The sequence below is a fragment of the Demequina maris genome (assembly GCF_000971155.1).
In the GTDB taxonomy this organism is placed as follows: Bacteria; Actinomycetota; Actinomycetes; order Actinomycetales; family Demequinaceae; genus Demequina; species Demequina maris.
The window spans coordinates 172,934-199,148 of record NZ_BBLX01000006.1 but is presented as its reverse complement, the minus strand read 5'-3'; the positions used below and the strand labels follow the sequence as shown (position 1 = coordinate 199,148).

The following is a 26,215-nucleotide window of genomic DNA, read 5'->3' as shown; positions in this document are numbered from 1 at the left end:
CTCAGCCGGCCAGCTCCTCCTGACGGGTCGCGGCGGCGACCGCCGCATCGTCCGCCACGTACCCCGCGAGGTGGCGCTCCCCCACCCCGTCGTAGACCGACAGCGGCCGGATCAGCGCGTTGTCGGCGAGCTGCTCCTGGATGTGCGCGGTCCACCCGGCGATGCGCGACGCCACGAAGAGGGGCGTGAACAGCTCGGTGTCGAAGCCCATGAGGTGGTACGCCGGGCCCGACGGGTAGTCGAGGTTCGGGTAGATCCCCTTGCGCGCCACGAACTCGCCCTCGAGCGTGTCGTAGAGCGCGGCGATGTCGGGGCGGTCGAAGTGGTCGATGAGCGTGTCGAGCGCGGCCTTCATGGTCGGCACCCGCGAGTCGCCGCGCTTGTAGACGCGGTGGCCGAAGCCCATGATCTTGCGCCTGTGGGCGAGCGCATCGTCCAGCCACGGGACGACGTTCTCCGCGGACCCGATCTCGTCGAACGTCCGCATCACCGCCTCGTTGGCGCCGCCGTGGAGCGGGCCCTTGAGCGCGCCGATCGCCGCGACGACCGCGCTGTAGTAGTCCGACAGGGTCGAGGTCACCACGCGGGCGGTGAACGTCGACGCGTTGAACGAGTGCTCGGCGTAGAGCGTCATGGACACGTCGAAGGCCTTGCGGACCACCTCGTCGGGCTCCTCGCCGAACGTCATCCACAGGAAGTTCGCCGCATAGCCCAGGTCCTCGCGCGGCGCGATCGCGGGCAGGCCGCGGCGGTGCCGCTGGATGTATGCGACGACCGCGGGGACCTTCGCGATCAGCCGGAGCGCCTTCGCGCGGATCTCGTCCGGGTCGTCGCTCCAGGCGGTCGGGTCCTCGCCGCCGATCACGCTCACCGCGGTGCGGACCACGTCCATGGGGTGGGTCGAGTCGGGCAGCCGCTCGATGACGCCGGTGAGCCGGGCGCCCAGCTCGCGGTTCGCGTGCTCGAGCGCCGCCGCGCGCTCGCGCTCCTCCGGCGTGGGCAGGTCGCCGTTCCACAGCAGGTGGACCACATCCTCGAACGAGCACATCGTCGCGAGCTCCTGCACCGGGTAGCCCCGGTACAGCAGCGAGTTGGTCTCGGCGTTGACCTTGGACACGGCGGTGCGGTCGGCGATCACGCCGACCAGGCCCTTCCTGATCTCGGTGCTGTCGCTCATGATCACTCCTTTGTGATGGCCGAGGTGCGGTCGCGCGGGGTCAGTCCCGCGCGACGGTGAAGGTGTAGACGTCCTCGTCGAAATGCGCGTAGCCCTCGTAGTCCAGGAGGTCGTAGAGGTCCGCGCGGTGCTGCATGTCGCCCAGGCGCGCCGCGAGCGTGCCGTCCGCCTCGAGCGTCTCGAGCCCGCGCAGCGCGGCCCCCATCGCGAGCCTCAGGAGCGACACGGGCCAGATGACCACGTTCACCCCGACGTCGCGCAGGCGGTCCACCGCGAAGAGCTCGGACTTCCCGAACTCCGTCATGTTGGCGAGGATCGGCACGTCGACCGCCGCGCGCATCGCGGAGAGCTCCTCGAGCGTCGCCATCGCCTCGGGGAAGATCGCGTCGGCGCCGGCGTCGACGAGCTCCTTGGCGCGTGTCACGGCGGCGTCGAGCCCCTCGACGCCGCGGATGTCGGTCCGCGCCATGATGAGGAGGTGCGGGTCGCGGCGCCCGTCGACCGCGGCCCGGATCCGCTTGAGCGCGGTGTCGCGGTCGACCACCTCCTTGCCGTCGAGATGGCCGCAGCGCTTGGGGTTGACCTGGTCCTCGATGTGGAGGCCGGCGACGCCCGCGTCCTCCATCTCCTGGACGGTCCGTGCGACGTTCATGGGCTCGCCGAAGCCGGTGTCGGCGTCGACGAGCGTCGGCAGGTCCGTCATGCGGGCGATCTGCCGCGCACGGCCGGCGACCTCGGTCAGGGTGGTGAGGCCGATGTCAGGCAGCCCCAGGTCCGCGGAGATCACGGCGCCGGAGATGTACGCGCCGTCGAAGCCGCGACGCTCGATGAGGCGCGCCGACAGCGGGTTGAAGGCCCCGGGCATGCGGAGCAGCTCGCCGCTCGCGAGGCGGGCGCGGAACGCCTCACGCTTCGCCGCTGCGGTCAGGGTCGAGTAGAGCATCGCGCCTCCTAGAGCAGACCCTCGGGCGCCGGAGCGGCCGCGCGGACCGCGTCCGGCACGGTGAACGTGAGCGCGCCGAGCTCCTCCGACGAGAGCTCGGGCAGCCGCTGGGCGACGTCGAGGAAGCGCGCGATCTCGGCCTCGTCGAGCACGCCCCCCGCGAGGACGCGGAACTTGTTCACGTACTCGTCACGGCCGAAGGGGCGCGCGCCGAGCGGGTGGGCGTCTGCGACGGCGATCTCGTCGCGGTACACCGAGCCGTCCGTGAACGTCACCTCGATCGAGCCGCCGAACGCCTTCTCGGCCGGGTCGTTCGAGTGGTAGCGGCGCGTCCACTCCGCGTCCTCGGCGGTGACGATGCGGCGCCACAGCGCGACGGTGTCCGGGCGGGCGGCGCGCACGGGCTCGTACGAGCCGCGGTGGTCGAAGGCGCCGTCCTGGAGCGCGACCGTGAAGATGTACGGGAGCGAGTGGTCGAGGGTCTCGCGCGACGCGGCGGGATCGTACTTCTCCGGGTCCCCCGACCCGGAGCCGATGACGTAGTGCGTGTGGTGCGACGTCGCGAGCACGATGCGCTCGACGCGGTCCGGGTCCGCGATCTCCGGGTGCTCCCGGTGGAGCCGGCGCGCGAGGTCGATCCACGCCTGCGACTGGTACTCCGCCGAGTGCTCCTTCGTGTACGAGTCGAGGATCGCGCGACGCGGCTCCCCCGGCTCGGGCAGCGGCACCAGGTACTCGTCGTCGAAGCCGCCGAGCATCCACGCGATCAGGCCGTCCTCGCCCTCGTAGATCGGCGTCGGCGAGGTCTCGCCGCGCATCGCGCGGTCGACCGCCTCGACGGCGAGCTTGCCGGCCAGCGCGGGGGCATGCGCCTTCCACGACGAGATCTCGCCCTTGCGCGACTGGCGCGTCGCGGTGGTCGTGTGCAGGGCCTGGCCCACCGCCTGGAAGATCGTCTCCGCGTCCAGCCCCAGCATCGTGCCGATACCGGCCGCGGCGGAGGGGCCCAGGTGCGCGACGTGGTCGATCTTGTGCCGGTGCAGGCTGATCGCCTTGACGAGGTCGATCTGGATCTCGTAGCCCGTGACGATGCCGCGCAGCAGGTCGGCGCCCGTGAGGCCGCGCGCGGCGGCGTGCTGCGCCACCGCGACGATGGGCGGGATGTTGTCGCCCGGGTGCGAGTACTCCGCGGCGAGGAACGTGTCGTGGTAGTCGAGCTCGCGCACCGCGACGCCGTTCGCCCACGCCGCCCATTCCGCGCTCACGCGCGTCGCGAGCGGCTCGCCGAAGACCGTCGCGCCCGCGCCGCCGGCCGAGGCGCCGTGCGCCAGGGCCTGCGCCCGCGCCGCGGACGGCGCGCCTCGGGAGTACGAGGCGACCGCGACCGCGGCGTTGTCGATCACGCGGTTGACCACCATGTCGGCGACGTCGGGCGCCACCTCGACGGGGTCGACGGCGACCTCGGCGATGCGCCAGGCGAGCTGCTCGCGGCGGGGCAGCGCCTCGGCGGACGTGTGGGCGCGGACGGAGTGGGTCTTCACTGACGGTGCTCCTCGGGGACGGGCTGGCGGTCGATCGTGCGCAGGATGCTGGCAAGGCTGCGGTGCAGGTGGAGCTCGGTCGCATGCGCGGCCATCGTGGGAGCGCCCTCGATGATCGCGTCGAGGATCATGAGGTGCTCCTGGGTCGCCTCGCGCAGGCGCGCGGCGTCGTCGCTCGACAGGCGGCGCAGGCGCGCCACGTGGGCCCGCACCCCGCGGAGGGCCGCGAGCAGGTACGGGTTCGCCGCGGCGCGGTCGATCGCGGCGTCCATGCGGGCGACGAGGGCGTAGAAGCCGGCGCGGGAGCCGTCGTCGCCGAGGCGCTCCCCCGCCGCCCTGACCTCCTCGCGCAGCGCCTCGAAGACCGCGGGGTCGCGGCGCTGCGCGGCGAGGCTCGCGGCCTTGACCTCGAGCGCGGCGCGGATCTCGAACAGCTCGTGCACGTCGTCGAGCGACAGGCCCGCCACCACGAGGCCGCGGCCGCCGCGCGCCGCGACGAGCCCGTCGCCCTGCAGCCGGGACAGAGCCTCTCGCAGCGGCGTGCGCGACACCCCGAGGCGCTCGGACTGCTCGATCTCCGCCAGCGGCGCGCCCGGGGCGAGCGTGCCGTCGAGGATCTCCTCGCGGAGCAGCTCGTACACGCGCTCGCTGGTCCTCACGCCGCCTCCTCGCGTCTGTGCATACATCGAATCGCCAACTCCGCTGAAACTACCACCCGGATCCATTCTATGTATACAGAAGGGCGTGCTTCCCCCCGTTGCGCGGGCACGATCCACCTCTCGACCGTCGCGGCCCTCGCGCCCTAGGGTGAGCATGTGATCCAGGCCCTTCTGGTCGGTGTCGTCGCGCAGTCGTCGCTGCTGCTCGCAAGCCTCGTCGTGTACCGGCTGCGCGTCTCCGACAGGTTCGTCGGGCAGCTCGCCGGGCTCGGCTCCGGCGCCCTGCTCGCCGCCGCATCGTTCCAGCTGGTGCCCGAGGCGCAGGCCTCGCTGGACAACCTCGAGCTCGGCATGTGGCTACTCGTCGGCGGCGCGGTCTTCGTGGTCGCGGACGCGATCGTCGAGCGGCGCTTCGGCGAGTCCGGCGCGATGGGCATCGTCGTCGGCAACATCGCCGACGCCCTGCCCGAGTCCCTCATCTTCGGCATCCAGATGGCGGCCGGGCTCGTGAGCCCCGCGCTCGCCGCATCGGTGTGGGTGTCGAACATCCCGCAGGCGCTGCCCCCGGCCGCCGACCTCCGCGCGAACGGCTGGCCGGTGCGCCGGCAGATGCTGCTGTGGGGCTCCGTCGTGGTCGCCGCGGGCCTGTTCGCCGCGGCCGGCTACGGCGTCGCGGAGGTGATGAGCGACGCCGACGGCGCCCGCCTCGCGGCGTTCACGACCGGCGCCCTCCTCACGATGCTCACCACGTCGATGATCCCGTTCGCGTACCAGAAGGGCCGCGTCGCCGCCGGCGTGTGGGCGGTCGTCGGATTCGGGCTCACCCTCGCCGCGTCCTGACGACCCGCCCGGCGCATCGTCCCGACGCCGCCACCCGGCGCATCGTCCCTGGCCTTGCTAGGTTTCGAGAGGGACGGGAGGAGGGCGGATGGCGGACACCACCGAGCGCGCGCCCGTCAAGCTCTCGCTGCTGACGATGACCACGATGGTCGTCGGCACCATGGTCGGCGCGGGGGTGTTCACGCTCCCCCAGCGCTTCGCCGCGGCGACCGGGGTCACCGGCGCGCTGATCGCGTGGACCATCGCGGGCGCGGGCACCCTCACGCTCGCGCTGATGTTCCAGGCGCTGTCGAACCGCAAGCCCGAGCTCGACGCCGGCATCTACGCCTACGCGAAGGCCGGGTTCGGCGAGTACCTGGGATTCTTCTCCGCCTTCGGGTACTGGGCGACCACGTGCGTGGGCAACGTCGCGTTCTGGGTGCTGATCATGTCGACGCTCGGCGGGCTGTTCCCCGCGCTCGGCGAGGGCGACACGATCCTCGCGGTCGCGCTGTCGAGCGCGGGGCTGTGGGGCTTCTACCTGCTCGTGCGCCAGGGCGTGCGGGAGGCCGCGGCGATCAACCGCATCGTCACCATCGCCAAGCTCGTCCCGATTCTCGTCTTCATCGTGATCGCGCTCTTCTACGTCGACCCGCTGATCTTCCTCGACAACATGTCGGGCCCGAGCGACGAGCCGCTGTTCCAGCAGGTGCGCGCGACGATGCTCGTGATGGTCTTCGTGTTCCTCGGCGTCGAGGGCGCGAGCGTGTACTCGCGGCACGCGCGGCGGCGCCGGGACGTGGGCCGCGCGACCGTGCTCGGCTACCTGAGCGTGTTCGCGATCTTCGCCTCGGTGACGATGGTGTCGTACGGGATCATGCCGGTCGCGGATATGGCGGAGCTGCGGCAGCCGTCGATGGCGGGCGTGCTCGAGGCCGCGGTCGGGGGCTGGGGCTCGGTGTTCGTGAGCGTCGGGCTCATCGTGTCGATCCTGGGCGCGTACCTCGCCTGGACGATGATCGCGGCGGAGCTGCTGTTCGTGGCCGCCAAGGACGGCGACATGCCGCGCTTCCTCGCGCGGCAGTCCGCGCGCGACGTGCCCGTCGCGGCGCTGCTCACGACCTCGTGGCTCACCCAGGCGATGGTGCTCGTGGTGCTCGTGTCGGCCGACGCCGTGAACTTCATGGTCGACCTCACGAGCGCGCTGTCGCTCATCCCGTTCCTGTTCGCGGCGGGCTACCTGCTCAAGATCGCGGCGACGCGCGACGGCTACTCCGTGGTGCGCGAGAGACGGCGCGAGCTCGCGCTCGGCGTGCTCGCGACCGCGTACGTGGTGTTCCTGCTGTTCGCGGCCGGGCTGACGTTCGTGCTCGTGTCCTCGATCATCTACGCGCCCGCGTCGATCCTGTTCATCATGACGCGCCGCGAGCAGGGGCGGCGCTGGTTCAGCCCGCGGGAACTCGTGATCCTGGTTGTGTCGCTACTGGCGGCCGTGGTGGGGGCGGTCGGGCTCGCGACGGGGTGGCTCACCATCTAGGCACGCCTCAGACCTCCGTGTCGGGGATCCCGCCGTCGATCGCGGGCCCGAGCTTCGGCGGGCGATAGCGCTCGTCCCCGTCGTAACGCGCGCGGGCAGTCCGTGACAGCGTCTGCCCCCACGGCGCCTTCGTCGCGATCTCGCGGTCGAACGGCGGCCAGCGCGTGAAGAAGAAGCCCACGCGTCCCACGCCGATCTTGCCCTTGAGCGCGTTCCCCGGCAGCTCGCCCAGGTCGATGTGGAGGCCCTGGCTCACCGCCTTCCGGCCCATCCATCGGAGCGTGATGTCCGAGAGCCCCGGGTCCGGGCTGCCTCCGCCGATGTTCGCGTGGCCACCGGCGAACCACACCTGCTCGACCACCTGGTCCGGAGCGTCCTCGGGGACGATCCACAGCGTGGGCGCGAAGGTCTTCCGCTGCTCGTCGATCGCGAGCGCCTGGAACGCCGCCCGCACCGTCGAGGACAGCGCCGTGTCGTGGAAGCTCCACCGCTCGTTGAGCTTCTTCACCCAGCCCCAGTCCACGCCGGGGATGCCGAGCGAGCCGACGGTGTCGAAGACGCCGATGAAGCGGATGCCGAAGTCCGGGTACGAGTGCGCGTCCCGGAACCTCTGCGCCTCCTCGCCGGTCGGCGCGGTCGACTGCCGCCAGTCGCGGTACAGCCGGTACGCCGCGTCGACCTTGTCGCGATGCTCGGGACGGAGCACGCCGGCATTGCGGATGAAGCCCGCGAGGCTGCGGGCGGTGTACGCGCCGCGGCTGTACCCGAACAGGTAGACGTCGTCGCCGGGCTCGTAGTGCTCGACGATGTGCCGGTAGCCTTCGCGCACGTTCGCCGACAGCCCCCAGCCGAACGCCCCGCCGAGCAGCTGGGTCACGCGCGCCCCGCCGACGCCGACGCCCTTGACGTACCCGACCTTCTGCACGACGCCATCGGCGCCGACCTCCGGGATCACATCGTCGAGCTTGGCGATGTTGGTCTGGTTCTTCTGGTCGTGCTTGCTCCAGGTGCCGTCGCAGAGCACCACGATGCGCTTGGCCACGATGCCTCCCCCGATAACCGCGCCTCATTCAAGCAGACGCCTGCCAGGGGGAACTGTCAACCGGTGGGGCCGCTCAGGCGCGGTCGGGCAGCGCGATCGTGTGGTCGGTGTGCTCGACCTTCGCGGCCAGGTAGCGCGCGTTCGCGTCGGTCACGTGGACGCCGGTGGGCACCCGCTCGTCGACCGCGACGCCGAGCAGCTCGAGCTGCGCGCCCTTGTCCGGGTTGTTGCTGAGCAGGCGGATGCGGTCCGCGCCCACCGCGCGCAGCATCTGGGACGCGGGCGCGTAGTCGCGCTCGTCCTCGCCGTGGCCGAGCGCGACGTTCGCCTCGTACGTGTCGAGGCCCGCGTCCTGCAGCGCGTACGCGTCGAGCTTCGCGTACAGGCCGATGCCGCGTCCCTCCTGGCGCAGGTACAGCAGGAGGCCGCCGGTCTCGGCGATGCGCTCGACGGCCTCGCGCAGCTGCGGGCCGCAGTCGCACCGCTCCGAGCCCAGCACGTCCCCGGTGAGGCACTCCGAGTGCGGGCGCACCAGCGGCGCCTCTCCCCCGGCGGCCGCACGCGCCAGCGCACCCTCCCAGTCGCCCAGGCCGATCGCGAGGTGCTCGCGCCCGTCGACGAGCCCGTCGAACGTCATCACGCGCCCGGTCGCGGCGTACCCGTCGGGGAAGCGCAGCGGCACGGTGACGGCCGTGCGCACCTCGGCGGCGGGCGGGTCGAGCGGGCGGTCGGACGATGCGGCGGCGGGCCCGGTCACGGGAGTCGCCCGCGCATCGTCGCGGCGGCTGGGGCAGATCGCGGTCATCGGTCCTCCTCGGGCGGGCGCGCACGCGCGTGGTTGGGTGACGCAACAACCATCCAGGGTCGGCGATTCCCACCGCCCGCGCGCCGGTTTGCGCCGCGAGACTGCAACCGCTTACATTGGGCGGGACCCCGCGAGGCTCGACGACGCGCACGCGGGTTCCTTCGTGCCCGAGATCCGGGCCGGATGTGAACGAGAGGACACCGTGGCCCCCACCGACGCACGCGACCAGGAGTGGTGGCGCTCCTCCGTCATCTACCAGATCTACCCCCGCTCGTTCGCGGACTCGAACGGCACCGGCGTGGGCGATCTGCGTGGCATCACGGCACGCCTCGACTCGCTCGCGGACCTCGGCGTCGACGCCATCTGGCTGTCGCCCTTCTACCGCTCCCCGCAGCGCGACGCCGGCTACGACGTCTCCGACTTCCGCGACGTCGACCCGCTGTTCGGCACGCTCGAGGACTTCGACGCCATGGTGGCCCGCGCGCACGAGCTCGGCCTGCGCGTCGTCGCGGACATCGTCCCCAACCACTCGAGCTCGGACCACCCGTGGTTCCAGGCGGCGCTCGCGGCCGCGCCCGGCTCCCCCGAGCGCGCGCGCTACATGTTCCGCGACGGCAAGGGCGAGAACGGCGAGCTGCCCCCGAACAACTGGGAGTCCGTCTTCGGCGGCCCCATGTGGACCCGCGTCACCGAGGCCGACGGCACGCCGGGCCAGTGGTACCTGCACATCTTCGACTCGTCGCAGCCCGACTTCAACTGGGAGCTCGAGGAGGTCCGCGCCGAGTTCGACGACGTCCTGCGCTTCTGGCTCGACCGCGGCGTCGACGGCTTCCGCGTCGACGTGGCGCACGGACTCATCAAGGCCGACGGCCTGCCCGACTTCGTCCAGGCGGACGACGAGGCCTCCATGGGCGGCGGCGCCGCGACCCAGTCGCCGTACTGGGCCCAGGACGGCGTCCACGAGGTGTGGCGCCGCTGGCGCCGCATCGTCGACGAGTACGACGGCGACCGCATCCTCGCGGCCGAGGCCTGGGTCTACCCGCTCGACTTCATGGCCAACTGGGTGCGTCCCGACGAGATGCACCAGACCTTCAACTTCGGCTACATGGAGACCGGCTGGGACGCGGCCGCCCTCCGCGCGGTCATCGACGACTCGATCGCGACGTTCGGCGCGGTCGGCGCCCCGTCCACGTGGGTGCTGTCGAACCACGACATGATCCGCCACGCCACGCGCCTGTCGCTCGGCGAGGACACCCCGCAGGGTCACGGCGTCGGTCCCGAGACCCCTGGCCTGCCCGACATCGACGAGGGCATCCGCCGCGCCCGCGCCGCCTCGCTGCTCATGCTGTCGCTGCCCGGCGGCGCCTACCTCTACCAGGGCGAGGAGCTCGGCCTGCCCGAGGCCGTCGACATCCCGGGCCACGCGCGCCAGGACCCGACGTGGCACCGCACCGAGGGCGAGCGCTACGGCCGCGACGGCTGCCGCGTGCCGCTGCCGTGGGAGGCCGACGGGCCCGCGTACGGCTTCTCCCCGACCGGCGACGCGTGGCTCCCGCAGCCCGAGATCTACGGGGTGCTCGCGCGCGACGCGCAGCTGGGCACCGAGGGCTCGACGCTCGAGATGTACCGCGCGGCGCTGCGCCTGCGTCACGAGCTCGGGCTCGGCACCGGCGCCGGCGCCGTGACGTGGGACGAGACCCCCGAGGGCGTGCTCGCGCACCGGGTGGGCGACGTCCACATCGTCGCGAACGTGAGCGGCGAGCCGTTCCCGGTCGAGGGCGAGGTGCTCGTCTCCTCGCACGCGCTCGAGGACGGCATGCTGCCCAAGGACGCGACGATCTGGGTGCGCGTGCCCGAGTAGGATTCCCGCAGGATTGCGGGCGGCCGCCTCGCTCAGGCGGGGCGGCCGGCACGGACGGAAGGAGCCGAGGGTGGCGACGATCCAGCGGGTGGCCGAGCTGGCGGGCGTGTCGACCGCGACCGTCTCGCGGGCGCTCGCGGGCAAGTCCACCGTCTCGGAGTCCACGCGCCTCAAGGTCGAGGAGGCCGCCCGGGAGCTCGGCTACGTCGCCTCCGCCACCGCATCGTCCCTCGCCTCCGGCCGCACCCGGAACGTCGGCATCGTGATGCCCTACCTGGGCAGCTGGTACTACGCGAGCGTGCTCAAGGGCGCCCACCGCGCGCTCGCCGACGCGGGCTACGACCTCACGCTCTACCACCTCGAGGACACCGACCGGCATCCCGAGCGGCGCCGTCGCCTGTTCTCCGAGTTCCTGGGCCGCAAGCGCGTCGACGCGTTCATCGCGGTGTCGCTCGAGCTCACCGACGAGGAGCTCGACCGGATCCACGACCTCGGCAAGCCGATGGTCGGCCTCGGCGGCCCGCTGCGCGGCGTTACCACGCTGAGCCTCGACGACCGCGCCGTCGCGAACCTCGCCACCTCCCACCTCACGTCGCTCGGTCACCGGCGCATCGCGTTCATCGGCGGCTCCGAGGGCTTCAACCTCGACTTCCACCTGCCGGCCCGCCGCCGCCAGGGCTACGAGGACGCGCTCACCGCGGCCGGCATCGAGCTCGACCCGGCGCTGCGCCTGGACGGCGACTTCACCATCGAGGGCGGCCACCAGGCGGCGCTGCAGATCCTCGGCGACCCGCGCCGCCGGCCCACCGCGATCTTCGCGGCGTCGGACGAGATGGCGATCGGCGCGATCCTCGCCGCTCGCTCGCTCGGGCTGCGCGTGCCCGAGGACCTCTCGGTGATCGGCATCGACGGGCACGAGCTGGGCACGTTCTTCGGCCTCACCACCGTCGACCAGCGGCCCGTCGAGCAGGGCCGCCTGGCCGCCGAGCTGCTGCTCGCTGAGCTGCGCCCCCAGGGCCCGCACGAGCACACCGCGCGCGAGCTCCCCTACGACCTCACCGTGCGCCGCTCCACCGCCGTCGCGCCGGGCCACCATGACTGACGTCGACGTGCTCGTCGTGGGCCCCACGAGCGAGAACCAGATCGTCCTGCTCGACGAGCTCCCGCGCCCCGAGCCGCACACCGTCTTCGCACGCTCCACGACCACCGCGCTCGGCGGCACGTCCGCAGGCAAGGCGCTCCACCTGGTCGATCGCGGCGTCGCCACCATGCTCCTCACCACGCAGGGGGACGATGCGACGGGCGAGGGCCTCATGGACGCCCTGCGCGGCTGCGGCATCGATCTGCGCGCCGTCCGCACCGACGGGCCGAGCGAGCGCCACCTCAACCTCATGTCCGCGCGGGGCGAGCGCGTGTCCATCTACCTCCAGGCCGCCGGCGCGATCCCCGAGGAGGAGCTGCGGCGTGCCCGCGCCACCGCGCGGGAGGCTCTCGCGCAGGCCCGCGCCGTCTTCCTCGACCTGTCCGAGCTGTCGCGCCGCCTCATCCCCGAGGTGTCCGCGCTCGCGCACGAGGTGTGGGTGGACCTCCACGACTACGACGGCGAGGAGGCCTTCCATCGGCCCTTCCTCGAGGCCGCGGACGTGGTGCTGATGAACGGCGACCGGATCGACGCACCGTCCACGTACCTGCGCGGCCTCGTCGCCGACGGCAAGACGCTCGCGGTCTGCACGCTGGGCGCGCGGGGTGCGATCGCCGTCGGCCCGGACGGGTCCTTCGCGCGGGTCGAGGCGCCCAAGGTCGACGTGGTCGACCCCAACGGCGCCGGCGACGCCTTCGCCGCCGGCGTGATGTCGCACGCGCTGCGCGTGGGAGGCGCCGCCGCGCTCACCGGCGACGCGCTGTGGGAGGCGCTCGAGGCGGGGTCCGCGCAGGCGGTCCGCGCGATCACGAGCCGCCAGCTGTCCCCGCTGCTCGACGCCCCGCGCGCGCCGCGGCCGTAGCCCGCCGCCGCGGACCCCACCACCGACCCCCACCACCGCAAGTCACACATCTGGCGACCGGTGGCTCCGCACCGCCGCACGATCGCGCGCACACCCGGCGTCAGATGTGTGACTTGCGAACCTGGGGCGAGGGTTGGGGCGGGCGGGTTGGAGCTGCCGCGTTACGCCGCCCGCGGGCGGGCCACCAGCGCGACCACGAGGAACACCGCCGCCACCGCGAAGGCCACGAGCGCGACGACGCTCAGCCGGTCCTCGAGCATCGCCACCGTGTCCTCGCTCACGATGCGGATCAGCGCGCTGCCGGCCGTGCCCTCCGCGCCGCCGGGCAGCACCGCGGCGATACCGTCGACTCCCCACCACCGCAGCGCGAGCCACAGGCCGCCGGCGATGACCCCGACCGCGAGCCCCGCCTTCGCCATGAACCAGCGGGTGCGGTGCGTCACCACGAGCCCGACCAGGATGAGCGCGATCCCGGCCCACAGCGCCCACCGCTCCGCGAGCTCCATGAGGCGGTAGCCGGTGCGGACGTCGTCGAACGTGTCGGCGTCCATGACCTCGACGGGCACCGGGGCGATCGTCACCTCGGGCGCACGCTCCCCCACCACGGGGATCTGGTCGATCTGCCCGTTGACGTACGCGGACGCGTCGATCTCGATGACGAGCGGTCCCGGGTCCCTGTCCTCCGCGGTGAGCTCGGCCGCGAGCTGGCCGTGCGCATCGTCCACCTGGTCGAGGACCGCCTCGCGGAAGTCGCGCGTGCGCGCCGCGCCCTCGATCGCGTTGCGGACGACGTCGTCGAGGCCGAGGATCGACAGGTCGAGGCCGGCGTCGGCGAGCGCGTCGAGCGTGCCGTCCGCGATCGCGGTGCCGACCGCGTCGACGATCACGTCGTTCGCGAGCGCCCGCTCGGCGATGCCCTGCACCGCGGTGCCGTCCTCGACAGCCTTCACCACGACGCCGCTCACCGCCCACAGCGCGATGAGCGAGCCGCCGAGGATGATGAGGAGGGCGGACAGCACGGTCCGCAGCGCGCTCACCGGGCGTCCTCGTCCCAGCCGAAGAACAGCCGCTCGGTGACCCCGCGGGCGCGGCGGGCGTTGCGCGAGTAGCGCTCGTCGAGCTGCGAGCCGGTCAGGCTGCTGCCCAGGATCCCCGCGAGCACGCCGAGCTCGCGCACGTCGCCCGGCAGCACGTCCGTGTCGCGCACGTTGCCGCGCAGCGCGAGGGCGCCGCGCAGGTCCGTCGCGAGCACCCAGGCGGAGCGCAGCTGCGTCGCGTCCGGACGCGAGATGAGGTCGAGGTCCGCGGCGGCGGCGAGCGCCTCCAGCGTGATGGTGGTGCGCAGCTCGGGGTGGGCGTGACCGTGCCGGAGCTGCGTCAGCTGCACCACCCACTCGACGTCGGACAGCCCGCCGGGTCCGAGCTTGAGGTGGCGGCGCGGGTCGATGCCGCGCGGCAGCCGCTCGGCCTCCATGCGGGCCTTGAGCAGACGCATCTGCTTGAGGGCGCCGTCGGGCAGCCGCTCCGGGTAGCGGACCCCGTCGATCATGCGCACGAACGCCTCGCGCAGGTCGGTGTCGCCGGCGCAGGGGCGGGCGCGCAGCAGCGCCTGCGCCTCCCACGGGTCCGCCCAGCGGCCGTAGTACTCGGTGCACGAGGCGAGCGAGCGCGCCAGCGGCCCGTTGCGACCCTCGGGGCGCAGGTCGGCGTCGATCTCGAGCGGCGGCTGCGGCCCCACCTTCTGCAGGAGGGTGCGCAGCTCCTGCGCGATCTGCACCGCGATCGCCTGGCCGTCCTTGGTGTCGCCGTCCCACACGAACTGCACGTCCGCGTCGGACTGGTAGCCCATCTCGAGCCCGCCGTAGCGGCCCATCGCGATCACCGCGAAGCGGATGGGGAGCGCGTCGAGGCCGCGGGCCTCCCGCACCTGGTGCTGGGCGATGCGCAGCGCGCCCTCGATCACCATGTCGGCCGCGTGCGACACCGCGAGCGCGGCGCGCGAGGCGTTGATCATGCCGAGCACGTCCGCCGCCGCGACGCGCGACAGCTCGCGCCGGCGCAGACCGCGCAGCGCCGTGATCGCCTGCGGCGGGTCGTTCGAGCGGCGCAGTACCGCGTCGGCCTCGCCCCACAGCCGGTCGTAGGCGCGCGGCACGAGGTCCTCGTCGCGGTCGAGCCACGTCACCGCCTCGCCCGAGGCGAGCAGCGCCCGCGCCACGTAGCCGGAGGTCGACAGCAGCCGCGCCAGTCGCTCGGCCGCCGTGGCGGAGTCGCGCAGCAGCTTGAGGTACCACTGCGAGCTCGAGAGCTGCTCGGACAGCTGACGGAACGCGAGCAGGCCCGCGTCCGGGTCCGCGCCCTGCGCGAACCAGCCGATCATCGCCGGCATGAGCTGACGCTGGATCGCCGCCGACCGGGACACGCCCTCGGTGAGCGCCTGGATGTGCCGGTAGGCGCCCGCCGGGTCGACGAAGCCCACCGCCGCGAGGCGGGCCCGGGCCGCCGCATCGTCCAGCCGCGCCTCGTCGGCGGACAGCCGCGCGACTACCGGGAGGATGGGCCGGTAGAACATCTCGAGGTGCATCGCGCGCACGTCGCGGCGGATGTCCGTCCACACCTCGTCCATGTAGTGCACCGTCGCGAAGCCGGACGCGCGCGCGAGCACGCGACGCTCCTGGTCCCCCTCGGGCATGAGGTGGGTGCGGGTGAGCTTGCGCATCTGCAGCCGGTGCTCCCACACGCGGAGCTGGCGGTACGACCGGTCCATCGTCGCGGCCTGCGGGCGGCCGACGTACCCGCCGGCGCGCAGCCGCGCGAGCGCGTCGAGCGTGCCGCGCACGCGCAGCGACTCGTCGGCGCGGCCGTGCACCAGCTGCAGCATCTGGATGGTGAACTCGACGTCGCGCAGGCCGCCGGGACCCAGCTTGATCTGGCGGTCCGCCTCGGCGGCCGGGACGTGCTGCTCGACGCGGCGGCGCATCGCCTGCGCGGACTCGACGAAGCCGTCGCGCTCGACCGCGCTCCACACCATGGGCCACATCGCCTCGATGTAGCGCTCGCCCACCTCGGGGTCGCCGGCGACGGGTCGCGCCTTGAGCAGCGCCTGGAACTCCCAGGTCTCCGCCCACCTCTCGTAGTAGGCACGATGCGCGGACACGTTGCGCACGAGCGGCCCGTCACGTCCCTCGGGACGCAGGTTCGGGTCGACCTCCCACAGCGCGGGCTCGACGCCCATCCCCGAGCAGGTCTTCGCGGCGGCGACCGCGAGCCGGGTGGCGACGCGCAGCGAGCGGTCGTCCTCGACGCCCTCGGCGGGCTCGGCGACGTAGATGACGTCGACGTCGGACACGTAGTTGAGCTCGCGCGCCCCGCACTTGCCCATCGCGATGATCGCGAGGCGCGTTGCGGCGTGGTCCGGCTCGTCGTGGCGCGCGATCGCGAGGCCGGCCTCGAGCGCGGCGCCGGCGAGGTCCGCGAGCGCGGCCCCGACCGCGGGCATGAGCGTGGGCGGCGCGTGCGAGTAGAGGTCCTCGGAGGCGACGCGCATGAGCGCGCGGCGGTACGCCACCCTCATGGCGCGCTGCCCCTCGGCGCCGCCGATCGCGGCGACCGGCGCATCGTCCGCGGGGTCGGCGCCGACGGCCTCGAGGAGCGCCGCCCGCACGTCGATCTCGGGGAAGGGCGGCGCGTCCGCCCATGCCTCGAAGTCACCGAGCAGCTCGGGGTGGCGGATGAGGAAGTCGCCGAGCGCGAGCGAGCCGCCCAGCAGGACGCCCAGCTTGGCGCCGGCCTCCGTGGCGGCGAGCCCGCGGAGGGTGTCGACGTGGCCCGCGTCGCGCGCCGCCTCCGCGAGGCGGACGAGCTGGAGCAGGCCGGCGTCGGGGTCCGCCAGGTACGACACCAGCGTCGCGGGGTCCTGGAACTCGATCCCGACGATCTCCTGGATCTCCTCGACGAGCCCCGCCGCCCGCGTGGGGTCGGCGGCACCCGCACGCCGCAGCAGCGTGGTGAAGGAGACCTCGCGCGCGCTCATGGCGCCCCTTCTAGAGGACCGAGAGGTAGGTGTCGAGCTCGTATGGCGTGACCTGGGCGCGGTAGGACTCCCACTCGGCACGCTTGTTGCGCAGCACGAAGTCGAACACGCGCTCCCCCAACGTCTCCGCGACGAGCTCGGAGCGCTCCATCTCGGTGATCGCCTCGGCGAGCGAGGTCGGCAGCGGCTCGTAGCCCATCGCGCGACGCTCGGCGTTGGATAGCTCCCACACGTCGTCCTCGGCGCCCTCGGGCAGCTCGAGGCCCTCCTCGATGCCCTTCAGGCCCGCGGCCAGCAGGACGGAGAACGCGAGGTACGGGTTCGCCGCGGAGTCCATGGCGCGGTACTCGACGCGCGCCGACTGGCCCTTGCCGGGCTTGTGGACCGGCACGCGGACGAGCGCGGAACGGTTGTTCGAGCCCCAGCACACGTACGACGGCGCCTCCGCGCCGCCCCACAGGCGCTTGTACGAGTTGACGTACTGGTTGGTGATCGCGGTGATCTCCGGCGCGTGCCGGAGCAGGCCGGCCATGAACTGGCGGGCGACGAGCGACAGGCCCATCTCGCCGCTGGGCTCGTGGAACGCGTTGCGGTCGCCCTCGAACAGGCTCATGTGGGTGTGCATGCCCGAGCCGGGCGCCTCGAAGAGCGGCTTGGGCATGAACGAGGCGAACACGCCCTGCTCGAGCGCCACCTCCTTGATGACCGTGCGGAACGTCATGACGTTGTCCGCGGTGGTGAGCGCGTCCGCGTAGCGCAGGTCGATCTCGTTCTGGCCGGGGCCCGCCTCGTGGTGGCTGAACTCGACCGAGATGCCCATGTTCTCGAGCATCGTGATCGCCTCGCGGCGGAAGTTGTGCGCGGTGCCGCGCGGCACGTTGTCGAAGTAGCCGGCGCGGTCGACGGGGACCGGCTGCTGCCCGCTCTCGAACTGCTTGAACAGGTAGAACTCGATCTCGGGGTGCGTGTAGAAGCTGAACCCCTGCGCCGACGCCTTGTCGAGCGTGCGCTTGAGGACCTGGCGCGGGTCCGAGAGCGCGGGCTCGCCGTCGGGCGTGAAGATGTCGCAGAACATGCGGGCCGCGCCCTGGCGCTCGCCGCGCCACGGCAGGATCTGGAACGTCGCCGGGTCGGGCTTGGCGATCATGTCCGCCTCGTAGACGCGCGTGAGGCCCTCGACCGCGGAGCCGTCGAAGCCGATGCCCTCCGCGAACGCGTTCTCGAGCTCCGCCGGAGCGATCGCCACCGACTTCAGGATCCCGAGCACGTCGGTGAACCAGAGGCGGATGAACCGGATGTCGCGCTCCTCGACGCTGCGGAGCACATATTCCTGCTGCTTGTCCATGCGGCCTATCCTGCCCCATCCATGTGACGAACGTGTGTCCTGGTGAGGCGCGCCGCGCGCCCTACGCTGGACCCATGTCCGACCTTCGCATCGCGCTCGCCCAGATCAACACCTGCGTGGGCGACATCGCAGGTAACGCCGCCCTCATCCTCGACCGCTGCCGCGCCGCGCACGCGCTCGGCGCGCACGTCGTGGCGTTCCCCGAGATGACCACGACCGGCTACCCGATCGAGGATCTCGCGCTGCGCGAGAGCTTCCAGCGCGCCGCCGCACGGTCCGTCGACGACATCGCGGCCACGCTCGCCGCGGAGGGCCTCGGCGAGCTCATGGTGATCCTCGGCACGCTCGGGGTGTCCGAGGGCGGGATGCCGTTCAACCAGGCGGTCGTGCTGTCCGGCGGGGACGTCGTCGCCCGCTACAACAAGCACCACCTGCCCAACTACGGCGTCTTCGACGAGCGCCGTATCTTCGCCGCCGGCAAGGAGGCCTGCGTGGTCTCCGCCGCATCGTCCCCGGTGGGCCTCGCGATCTGCGAGGACATCTGGCAGGAGGGCGGCACCGTCGCCGCGCTGTCGGGGAGCGACCTGCGCCTGCTGGTGGTGCTCAACGGCTCACCGTTCGAGGAGGGCAAGGGTCACACGCGCGTCGAGCTCGCCGCCAGGCGCGCCCGCGAGGTGGGCGCGCCGCTCGCCTACGTCAACATGTGGGGCGGGCAGGACGACCTGGTCTTCGACGGCCACTCGTTCATCGTGTCCGCCGAGGGCGAGGTCGTGGCCTCCGCGCCGGGCTTCACCGACGCGCTCATGATCTGGGACGTGCCCGAGGCCGGTGTGCCCGCAGCGCCGTCCGGGATCGCGCCCGACGAGTCCCTCGACGAGCAGACCTACTGGGCCTGCGTGACCGGCCTGCGCGACTACGTGCTGAAGAGCGGGATGTCCAAGGTGGTGCTCGGGCTGTCGGGCGGCATCGACTCCGCGCTCGTCGCGGCCATCGCGGCCGATGCGCTGGGCGGCGAGAACGTCATCGGCGTCTCGATGCCCTCGCGCTACTCGTCGCCGCACTCGCGGGACGACGCGATGGACCTGGCGCACCGCATCGGCGCCGACTACCGGGTGCAGCACATCATGCCGATGGTCGAGGCCTTCGAGCAGCAGATGGACCTGTCCGCGGTGGCGGCCGAGAACATCCAGGCGCGCGTGCGCGGCATGATCCTCATGGGGATCTCGAACTCCGAGGGCGTGTTCACGCTCGCGACCGGCAACAAGTCGGAGCTCGCGGTCGGCTACTCGACCGTCTACGGCGACGCCGTCGGCGCCTTCGCCCCCATCAAGGACCTCGACAAGACCCGCGTGTGGGAGCTGTCGCGGTGGCGCAACGCGTTCGCGCGCTCCCGTGGCGAGGTGGAGCCGATCCCGCAGAGCTCGATCGACAAGGAGCCGTCCGCGGAGCTGCGCCCCGACCAGCGTGACAGCGACTCGCTGCCCGACTACGAGCTGCTCGACCAGGTGCTCGACGCCTACGTGGAGCACGCCGAGGGCCGCGAGGAGCTGCTCGCGCGCGGCTTCGACGCGGCCGTGGTCGACAAGGTGCTGTCGCTGGTCGACCGCGCCGAGTGGAAGCGTCGCCAGTACCCGCCGGGTCCCAAGGTGACGGCGCTCGCCTTTGGCCGTGACCGGCGGCTGCCGATCACGAGCCGCTGGGTGGAGTAGGGCCTCCTTGCCCTCGCCCCGCCGGGCTCCGCCCCGTCCTGCGCGGTGCGGGGAACTCAGCGACGGTTTCCGAAGGTTTGGGACTCCTGCGGGGAACTGAGCGACGGTCGCGTGCGGAGATGGCGGTAGGTGGCCGGTCCGCCCCGGCCACCGACACGATCCCCGGCCTCAAGCCGGCCGCCGCACCACCAGCGGTACCGGGGACCCCTGAACCGCGATGAAGCGCACCACCAGCGGTATCGCTGGCGTCGCAGCCGCGTCATGCCGCGTGAGACAGTGGAGCCATGAGCCGCAAGAAGGTCAGGATCCACCACTTCAAGGAGATGAAGCAGCGGGGCGAGAAGATCGCCATGCTGACGGCCTACGACTTCCCCACCGCCCGCGCGTTCGACGCCGGCGGCGCGGACATCCTCCTCGTGGGCGACTCCCTGGGCGACAACATGCTGGGCATGGAGTCGACGGTCCCGCTGACTCTCGACGAGATGATCCCGTTCGCCCGCGCCGTGGTGCGCGGCGCCGAGCACGCGTTCGTGGTCGCCGACCTCCCCTTCGGGTCCTACGAGGTCTCCCCCGAGCAGGCCGTCGAGTCGTCGATCCGCATGGTCAAGCTCTCGGGCGCGCACGCGATCAAGTTCGAGGGCGGCCGCCGCATCGCCCGCCAGGTCAAGGCGGTGACCGATGCGGGCATCCCGTTCTGCGGCCACCTCGGCTTCACCCCACAGTCCGAGACCGCGCTGGGCGGCCGCCGCATCCAGGGCCGCGGCGAGCACGGCATCGAGGACCTCGTCGCGGACGCGCTCGCGCTCCAGGAGGCCGGCGCCTTCGCCGTCGTCCTCGAGATGGTGATCGCGCCCGCCGCGAAGGCCGTGACCGAGGCGCTCGACATCCCCACCATCGGCATCGGCGCGGGCCCGGACACGGACGGCCAGGTCCTGGTGTGGCTCGACATGGCCGGCGTCGGCGAGTGGCACCCGCGCTTCTCGAAGCAGTTCGGCACGGTGGGCCAGGCCATGATCGACGCATCATCCGCGTACGTCGATGAGGTCAAGGCCGTGACGTTCCCCGCCGCCGAGCACACGTTCGAGTCCTGAGCCCATGGCCTCGATCGTCGTCACCGGGTCCGAGGGCAAGCTCGGCCGTCACGTCGTCGCGCGCCTGCGCGAGGACGGCCACCAGGTCCACCGCCTCGACGCCAAGCCCATCGCCCCCGCGATGGACTACACGCGCATCGACCTCGCGGACGCGGGCCAGGCCATGGACGCGATGTTCGGCGTCCAGGACCGCTACGGGAGCGTCGACGCCGTGGTCCACCTCGCGGCTCTCCCCGCGCCGGGCCAGATGACGGACACGGCGACGTTCCAGAACAACATGCTCGCGACGTTCAACGTGTTCCAGGGCGCGCGCCGTGCCGGCATCACGAATGTCGTCTACGCCTCGTCCGAGACCGTGCTGGGCCTGCCGTTCGAGACTCCCCCGCCGTACATCCCCGTCGACGAGGAGTACGACGCGCGCCCGGAGTCGAACTACTCCCTGGTGAAGCACCTCGAGGAGCAGATGGCGATCCAGCTGTGCCGCTGGGACCCCGCGCTCAAGATCATCGCGCTGCGCTTCTCCAACGTCATGGACATCGAGGACTACGCCGCCTTCCCGGCCTTCGACGAGGACCCCCAGGCCCGCCGGTGGAACCTCTGGGGCTACATCGACGGCCGCGACGGCGCGCAGGCGGTGGCGAGGGCGCTCGACTACGAGCCGCGCGGCTTCGACCGCTTCATCGTCGCGAACGCCGACACGGTGATGTCGCGCGCCTCGGCGGACCTGGCGGCCGCGGAGTTCCCCGGCGTCCCGGTGGTCAAGGAGCTCGGCGAGCACGAGACGATGCTCAGCATCGACAAGGCGCGCCGCCTGCTCGGCTACGAGCCTCAACACTCCTGGCGCCACCACGTGTAACTTCCCTCGTATGAGGGACGATGCGGCGGTCACCGGGCGTGCGGCACGCGCCGGCGCGTGGGTCGCCGCATCCGCCGGCGCGGTGCTGTGGGTGCTGCTGGTGCAGGCGGCGCAGGGCTTCGCGGAGTCGAGGAACCGCGGCTGGCTTGGCAACGCGACGGGTCTGGAGACGGCGGCGCCGTGGCTCGCGCTGCTGCTCGCCGCGATGGCGGCGGTCGTGGTCCTCACCGTCGTGGCCGCCCGACCACGCGCGTCCTGGCGCACCTCGGTCGCGGGTCTCGTCGCGGCCGCCGTCGAGCTCGTCGCGGCGATCGTCGTCGTGAGCTGGGACTATCCGGAGTCAGGGCTGGGCATCCTCGGCTTCGTGTTCGCCCTGTGGCTGGCGATCGTCCACGCCTTCGCCTCGATCGCGGGCTTCGGGGGCGCGTGGATCGACCGCCTGCCGCCGCGTCGCACCGCGGAAGAGGTCATCCCTCCAGCGGCGTGAGCGCCGGCGCCTCCCAGGTCCCGTCCACGATCTCGGGCCGCGGCCGGTAGAGCCGCAGCACGATCCCCCAGGCCTCGGGCAGCGGGACGTCGTTCGGCCCCGCGGGCTCGCCGTGCACCAGGCGCACCACCACGGCCCCCGCATCGTCCGGCGTCGCGGTGACGCTGTTGACCGTGTACCGGTCGTAGGCGTTGGGCTCGAAGAAGCCGTCGCCGTTGTAGACGGAGATGGACCAGAACGCGTCGACGGGCACGTCGGCGAGCACGATCTCGTGGTCGACGGTCGCATCGTCCGGCGCGAGGGACACGTAGACGGCCTCGCTCGTGGGCAGCCCGCCCCAGCCCGACGCGGTGCCGATGAGGTGGTGGATCGGGTCGACCTCCCCGGCCCGGCCGAACGCGCCCGTGTAGTTGCTCAGCCCCGCGGCGAGGGCGAGGAGCGCGGCGCGGGTCGCGTCGAGGCTCTCGCCGTCGTAGTCGGGGTAGACGAACGGCTCACCTCCGCCGCCCGACAGCGACACGTGGTCCTGGAGCGCGCCGACCGCGGCGACGTCGGCGGCGTCGGCGGGGTCCACCAGGATCCGCAGCGCGACCAGGGCGTACCGGGTCCCCACCGTCGCCTCGTCGAGGACGTGCTCCCCCGCATCGTGCAGGATCACGGGGATGTGGTGGTCGTTGCTCACGATCATCGCGGACAGGTACCGGGCGCCCGCGTCCGGCAGGGTGAGCGTGACCGGGCTCGCGAGGTCGACGACCCCGAAGCTGTAGAGGGTGTCGCGGTTCATGCGGATGACGGTCTGCTGGTCGATCGGCGTGGGCGCGCGATGGTGCATCAGCACCCCCAGCCCGCCGGCGCCGCGCTGGATGTCCGCGAACATGCGGTCGGTCTCGGCGCGCACGAAGGTGTCGACGTTCACTCGGATCGCCATGACAGTGCCTCCTCGTTGAGGCGGATCCACCGACGCGGGGCCTACGACTCGTTCCGCCAACGGTCGTCGTCGTCCTCCCACTGCTCGTTGCGCGCCTTCGCGATCTCGAGCGCGCCGGCCGCCTCCTCGTAGGAGGGATACGGACCCAGGAGGTGCTCCCACGAGGACTGGCGCCCCTTCTCCACCATCTTGGTCCGGGTGTTGAAGAAGTACTCGACCGGCTGGTCGCTCTCGGGTGACATCGGCATCGCCTCCGTGAATAGACTGCCAGGCATGAGCCCCGTACGCGAGAGCATCACCAAGGGCGCCGTGTCCTCCATCCTCGAAGTGCCCGCCTCGATCGCACGGCCGGAGTACGTGGGCCGCAAGCGCGCCTCCACGTGGGGCGGCGGCGACGTCCACGATGCCGAGACCATCGAGAAGATCCGCATCAGCGCTCGGATCGCCGCGCAGGCCCTCGCGGAGGTGGGCCGCCACGTGGTCCCCGGTGTCACCACGGACGAGCTGGACCGCATCGGCCACGAGTTCGTCCTCGACCACGACGCGTACCCGTCCACCCTGGGTTACCCGGGCGCCGCCGGCCGGCCGGCCTTCCCGAAGTCGCTGTGCACCTCGGTCAACGAGGTCATCTGCCACGGCATCCCGGACTCGACCGTGGTCGAGGAGGGCGACATCGTCAAGGTCGACATCACGGCCTTCAAGAACGGCGTCCACGGTGACAACTGCGGCTCGTTCATCGCGGGCGAGGGCTCGCCCGAGGCGGTCAAGCTCGTCGAGGTGACCCACGAGGCGATGATGCGCGGCATCAAGGCGGCGCAGCCGGGCCGCGAGGTCAACGTCATCGGCCGCGTCATCGAGAAGTTCGCGGCGCGCCACGGCTTCGAGTCCGTCCGCAGCTACACCGGACACGGCGTGGGACCCGCGTTCCACACCGGCCTGGTCATCCCCCACTACGACGCCGCGCCGTACCACGACGACGTCATCGAGGTCGGGATGGTCTTCACCGTCGAGCCGATGCTGTGCATGGGCTCGGAGGAGAACCACGAGTGGAAGGACGGCTGGACGGTCGTCACCGACGACGGCTCGTGGGTCGCGCAGTTCGAGCACACCATCGTCATCACGGAGACCGGACCGGAGGTCCTCACGCTGCCATGACCAAGAACATCGCGATCGGCGTCGACATCGGCGGCACCGGCATCAAGGCCGCACCCGTCAACCTCAAGAACGGCAAGTTCACCGACGACCGCTACCGGATCCCGACGCCCCAGCCGTCGACCCCGGATGCGATCGCGCGCACCGTCGCGAAGGTGATCGCCAAGTTCAACCCGTCCAAGAAGGTACCCATCGGCGTGGCCTTCCCCGGCGTGGTCCAGCACGGCATCGTCAAGACCGCGGCCAACGTCGACGACTCGTGGATCGGCACGGACTTGCGCGCGATCATCCGCGACTACGCAGGCCACGACGTGCACGTCCTCAACGACGCGGACGCCGCGGGCTACGGCGAGTACAAGTTCGGCGCCGCGAACGGCCGGAGCGGGTCGATCTTCATGACGACCCTGGGCACCGGCATCGGCACCGCGATGATCGTCGACGGCACGCTCGTGCCGAACCTCGAGCTCGGGCACCTCATCATCGACGGCCACGACGCCGAGGACCGCGCCGCCGAGTCCGCGCGCGACCGCTACGGCTACGACTGGGACCAGTGGATCGAGCAGCTGCAGACGTACTACTCGGAGATCGAGCGGCTGTTCTGGCCCGACCTCTTCATCGTGGGCGGCGGCGTCTCGAAGTCGCACCACATGTTCCTGCCCAAGCTGCGCCTGCGCGCCCCGATCGTCCCGGCCGAGCTGCTCAACGGCGCAGGCATCGTCGGTGCCGCCGCCGCGGCCGCCGCCGAGGCGAAGCGGGAGCGCGAGGAGGAGAAGGCCGCCGAGAAGGCCAGCAAGAAGCAGGAGAAGGCCGCCGAGAAGGCGAGCTCCAAGGCCTGAGCCCAGCGACGCCGAGGCCCTAGGCTCGCGCCATGGCCTTCCACGATGCCCCGACGCTCGAGCACCCGCTCGTGCGCCTCGAGCCGCTCTCCCTCGCCCACCGCGACGACCTCGCGGCCGCGGTGACGCCGGGCGACCTGTGGCGCACCTGGTACACGCGCATCCCCTCGCCCGACGGCATGGCCGAGGAGATCGAGGCGCGCCTCGCGTCGCAGCGCGCCGGCCGGGTCGCTCCGTGGGCGATCGTCGACGCGGCCATCGGTCGGGCCGTCGGCATGACCACGTACCTCAACCTCGACGAGGTCAACGGGCGCCTCGAGATCGGCAGCACGTGGCTGGGCCGGGACGCGCAGGGCACGGGGGTCAACCCGGCAGCCAAGCTGCTGCTCCTGTCACGGGCCTTCGACGACCTCGGATGCATCGCCGTCGAGTTCCGCACCCACTGGCACAACCACCAGTCGCGGACCGCGATCGCGCGGCTCGGCGCGCACCAGGACGGCGTGCTGCGCCAGCACCAGCGGTGGCACGACGGCACCCTTCGCGACACCGTCGTGTTCTCGATCCTCGACCGCGAATGGCCCGCCGTGCGTAGCGGGCTCGAGGCGCGCATCGTCCCGCGGCTCGCCGCCGGTTCGCCCGCCTAGCAGGGACGATGCGCGGACCGGGTCAGCCGTCCGCGTCGGCCAGGAGCCGGTAGAGGTCGCGACGCGCCGTCGAGACCACCTCGACCGCCTTCGCGGCGACCTCGGCGCCGTGGTCATGGCGCATCACGTGGGAGGCGGCGTCGCGCAACGCGTCGAGCTCGCGACGCAGCGCCATCATCTGCTGCTCGCGGTCGTCGACCTCGAACAGCGCGTCGAGCTCGGCGGCGTGCTCGGCGGCCCACTCGTCGCCGGCCTCGGTGAGCGAGGCGACCTTGCGCCCCTCGACCGTGTCGACCGCGACAAGGCCCTCATCCTCGAGCGCCTGGAGCGTCGGGTAGATCGAGCCGGGACTGGGCACCCATGCTCCCCCGCTGCGCTCCTCGATCTCGCGGATGAGGTCGTAGCCGTGGCGCGGCTGGTCGGCGAGCAGCAGCAGGATCGCGACGCGGACGTCGCCCCGCGGCCGTCCGCCGCTGCGACCGCGGCCGCGTCCTCGACCGCCACCGGGCCCGTGGCCATGGCCGCCGGGACCGTGACCCGGACCGCCGCGGCGGCCGCGGCCCCGCGGGCCATCGAGCCCCTCCGCCTCGTCGTGGTCACCGAAGCCACCGCGTCGGCGCCGCGCGCCCGGCGCGGCGGACTCGGTGCCGTCGGCCCACACGGGGCCGGGGATGTCGCCGCGGAAACCGCGCGGCCCGGGGTGCTGGTGCGAGTGCCTCATGACCCGCTCCCTTCTGTCGTATCTAT

The 26,215-nt window shown here is 72.3% G+C and carries 24 protein-coding genes; 12 read left to right on the top strand and 12 right to left on the bottom strand.

All coding sequences use genetic code 11. The features are described 5' to 3' along the window. Position 1 precedes the first annotated feature (1 nt). The 4 genes from AOM02_RS09150 to AOM02_RS09135 are packed head-to-tail and all read right to left on the bottom strand — an operon-like array spanning position 2 to position 4,320. On the bottom strand, positions 2 to 1,177 hold the full coding sequence (locus AOM02_RS09150) for a bifunctional 2-methylcitrate synthase/citrate synthase (RefSeq protein WP_062298844.1): 1,176 nt from the start codon (positions 1,175 to 1,177) through the stop codon (positions 2 to 4). Between the two features lie 40 nt (positions 1,178 to 1,217). Then, on the bottom strand, positions 1,218 to 2,120 hold the full coding sequence (gene prpB / locus AOM02_RS09145) for a methylisocitrate lyase (RefSeq protein ID WP_062298843.1): 903 nt from the start codon (positions 2,118 to 2,120) through the stop codon (positions 1,218 to 1,220). An 8-nt stretch (positions 2,121 to 2,128) separates the two neighbouring features. Next, positions 2,129 to 3,661, bottom strand: a complete 1,533-nt coding sequence (locus AOM02_RS09140; protein ID WP_062298842.1) for an MmgE/PrpD family protein — start codon at positions 3,659 to 3,661, stop codon at positions 2,129 to 2,131. Beyond that, entirely contained in the window at positions 3,658 to 4,320 is a 663-nt protein-coding gene (locus tag AOM02_RS09135) for a GntR family transcriptional regulator (RefSeq protein ID WP_062298841.1), read from the bottom strand. Before AOM02_RS09135 ends, AOM02_RS09140 begins: the two co-directional genes overlap by 4 nt. A 156-nt stretch (positions 4,321 to 4,476) precedes the next feature. On the opposite strand from AOM02_RS09135, the gene AOM02_RS09130 reads away from it, so the two are divergent. Both AOM02_RS09130 and AOM02_RS09125 read left to right on the top strand, forming a co-directional pair. Further along, positions 4,477 to 5,160 (top strand): ZIP family metal transporter, encoded by a 684-nt coding sequence (locus AOM02_RS09130; protein ID WP_062298840.1) that lies wholly within the window; start codon positions 4,477 to 4,479, stop codon positions 5,158 to 5,160. Positions 5,161 to 5,248: 88 nt separating this feature from the next. Further along, positions 5,249 to 6,676 (top strand): basic amino acid/polyamine antiporter, encoded by a 1,428-nt coding sequence (locus AOM02_RS09125; RefSeq protein ID WP_062298839.1) that lies wholly within the window; start codon positions 5,249 to 5,251, stop codon positions 6,674 to 6,676. A 7-nt stretch (positions 6,677 to 6,683) separates the two neighbouring features. Here AOM02_RS09125 and AOM02_RS09120 read toward each other — a convergent pair whose 3' ends face one another. After that, positions 6,684 to 7,718, bottom strand: a complete 1,035-nt coding sequence (locus AOM02_RS09120; protein ID WP_062298838.1) for a T6SS phospholipase effector Tle1-like catalytic domain-containing protein — start codon at positions 7,716 to 7,718, stop codon at positions 6,684 to 6,686. 73 nt (positions 7,719 to 7,791) lie between these two features. After that, positions 7,792 to 8,523 (bottom strand): GTP cyclohydrolase II, encoded by a 732-nt coding sequence (locus AOM02_RS09115; protein ID WP_082104992.1) that lies wholly within the window; start codon positions 8,521 to 8,523, stop codon positions 7,792 to 7,794. Between the two features lie 202 nt (positions 8,524 to 8,725). Here AOM02_RS09115 and AOM02_RS09110 point away from each other — a divergent pair, with 202 nt between their 5' ends. From AOM02_RS09110 to AOM02_RS09100, 3 genes are all read left to right on the top strand, one after another. Further along, on the top strand, positions 8,726 to 10,384 hold the full coding sequence (locus AOM02_RS09110; protein ID WP_062298837.1) for a glycoside hydrolase family 13 protein: 1,659 nt from the start codon (positions 8,726 to 8,728) through the stop codon (positions 10,382 to 10,384). A 70-nt stretch (positions 10,385 to 10,454) separates the two neighbouring features. Beyond that, complete coding sequence (locus tag AOM02_RS09105) at positions 10,455 to 11,486, top strand: LacI family DNA-binding transcriptional regulator (RefSeq protein WP_062298836.1); 1,032 nt, start codon at positions 10,455 to 10,457, stop codon at positions 11,484 to 11,486. Continuing rightward, positions 11,479 to 12,387: a carbohydrate kinase family protein gene (locus tag AOM02_RS09100; RefSeq protein ID WP_062298835.1), complete on the top strand. Its 909-nt coding sequence runs from the start codon at positions 11,479 to 11,481 to the stop codon at positions 12,385 to 12,387. The genes AOM02_RS09105 and AOM02_RS09100 overlap by 8 nt, the downstream gene beginning before the upstream one ends. A gap of 161 nt (positions 12,388 to 12,548) precedes the next feature. Here AOM02_RS09100 and AOM02_RS09095 read toward each other — a convergent pair whose 3' ends face one another. Genes AOM02_RS09095 through AOM02_RS09085 form a run of 3 tightly spaced genes read right to left on the bottom strand, consistent with a single transcriptional unit; the run spans position 12,549 to position 17,765 of the window. Further along, a complete protein-coding gene (locus tag AOM02_RS09095; RefSeq protein ID WP_062298834.1) occupies positions 12,549 to 13,424 on the bottom strand; it encodes a hypothetical protein in 876 nt (291 codons plus the stop codon). Beyond that, positions 13,421 to 16,420, bottom strand: a complete 3,000-nt coding sequence (locus tag AOM02_RS09090; RefSeq protein ID WP_062298833.1) for a bifunctional [glutamine synthetase] adenylyltransferase/[glutamine synthetase]-adenylyl-L-tyrosine phosphorylase — start codon at positions 16,418 to 16,420, stop codon at positions 13,421 to 13,423. Before AOM02_RS09090 ends, AOM02_RS09095 begins: the two co-directional genes overlap by 4 nt. Before the next feature lie 10 nt (positions 16,421 to 16,430). Continuing rightward, a complete protein-coding gene (locus AOM02_RS09085; RefSeq protein WP_062298832.1) occupies positions 16,431 to 17,765 on the bottom strand; it encodes a glutamine synthetase family protein in 1,335 nt (444 codons plus the stop codon). 74 nt (positions 17,766 to 17,839) lie between these two features. Between AOM02_RS09085 and AOM02_RS09080 the strand changes: the two genes are divergently transcribed. From AOM02_RS09080 to AOM02_RS09065, 4 genes are all read left to right on the top strand, one after another. Then, on the top strand, positions 17,840 to 19,474 hold the full coding sequence (locus AOM02_RS09080) for an NAD+ synthase (protein ID WP_062298831.1): 1,635 nt from the start codon (positions 17,840 to 17,842) through the stop codon (positions 19,472 to 19,474). Between the two features lie 284 nt (positions 19,475 to 19,758). Then, a complete protein-coding gene (panB, locus tag AOM02_RS09075) occupies positions 19,759 to 20,565 on the top strand; it encodes a 3-methyl-2-oxobutanoate hydroxymethyltransferase (RefSeq protein WP_062298830.1) in 807 nt (268 codons plus the stop codon). A 4-nt stretch (positions 20,566 to 20,569) separates the two neighbouring features. Next, positions 20,570 to 21,421: an NAD-dependent epimerase/dehydratase family protein gene (locus tag AOM02_RS09070; RefSeq protein ID WP_062298829.1), complete on the top strand. Its 852-nt coding sequence runs from the start codon at positions 20,570 to 20,572 to the stop codon at positions 21,419 to 21,421. A gap of 10 nt (positions 21,422 to 21,431) precedes the next feature. Beyond that, positions 21,432 to 21,908 carry a hypothetical protein gene (locus AOM02_RS09065; RefSeq protein WP_062298828.1) on the top strand — a complete coding sequence of 159 codons (477 nt, stop codon included), beginning with the start codon at positions 21,432 to 21,434 and terminating at the stop codon, positions 21,906 to 21,908. Here AOM02_RS09065 and AOM02_RS09060 read toward each other — a convergent pair. Beyond that, positions 21,889 to 22,836, bottom strand: coding sequence for a DUF1214 domain-containing protein (locus tag AOM02_RS09060; RefSeq protein ID WP_062298827.1), 948 nt, complete (start codon positions 22,834 to 22,836; stop codon positions 21,889 to 21,891). The genes AOM02_RS09065 and AOM02_RS09060 overlap by 20 nt on opposite strands. A gap of 41 nt (positions 22,837 to 22,877) precedes the next feature. After that, entirely contained in the window at positions 22,878 to 23,078 is a 201-nt protein-coding gene (locus AOM02_RS09055) for a hypothetical protein (protein ID WP_062298881.1), read from the bottom strand. Positions 23,079 to 23,109: 31 nt separating this feature from the next. On the opposite strand from AOM02_RS09055, the gene map reads away from it, so the two are divergent. The 3 genes from map to AOM02_RS09040 are packed head-to-tail and all read left to right on the top strand — an operon-like array spanning position 23,110 to position 25,468. Next, positions 23,110 to 23,991 (top strand): type I methionyl aminopeptidase, encoded by an 882-nt coding sequence (gene map / locus AOM02_RS09050; RefSeq protein WP_062298826.1) that lies wholly within the window; start codon positions 23,110 to 23,112, stop codon positions 23,989 to 23,991. Further along, entirely contained in the window at positions 23,988 to 24,824 is an 837-nt protein-coding gene (gene ppgK / locus AOM02_RS09045) for a polyphosphate--glucose phosphotransferase (protein WP_062298825.1), read from the top strand. Before map ends, ppgK begins: the two co-directional genes overlap by 4 nt. A gap of 32 nt (positions 24,825 to 24,856) precedes the next feature. Continuing rightward, positions 24,857 to 25,468, top strand: coding sequence for a GNAT family N-acetyltransferase (locus AOM02_RS09040; protein ID WP_062298824.1), 612 nt, complete (start codon positions 24,857 to 24,859; stop codon positions 25,466 to 25,468). Positions 25,469 to 25,490: 22 nt separating this feature from the next. Here the strand turns inward: AOM02_RS09040 and AOM02_RS09035 are convergent, their stop codons facing one another. Beyond that, complete coding sequence (locus AOM02_RS09035) at positions 25,491 to 26,189, bottom strand: PadR family transcriptional regulator (RefSeq protein ID WP_062298823.1); 699 nt, start codon at positions 26,187 to 26,189, stop codon at positions 25,491 to 25,493. Between the last annotated feature and the right edge of the window lie 26 nt (positions 26,190 to 26,215).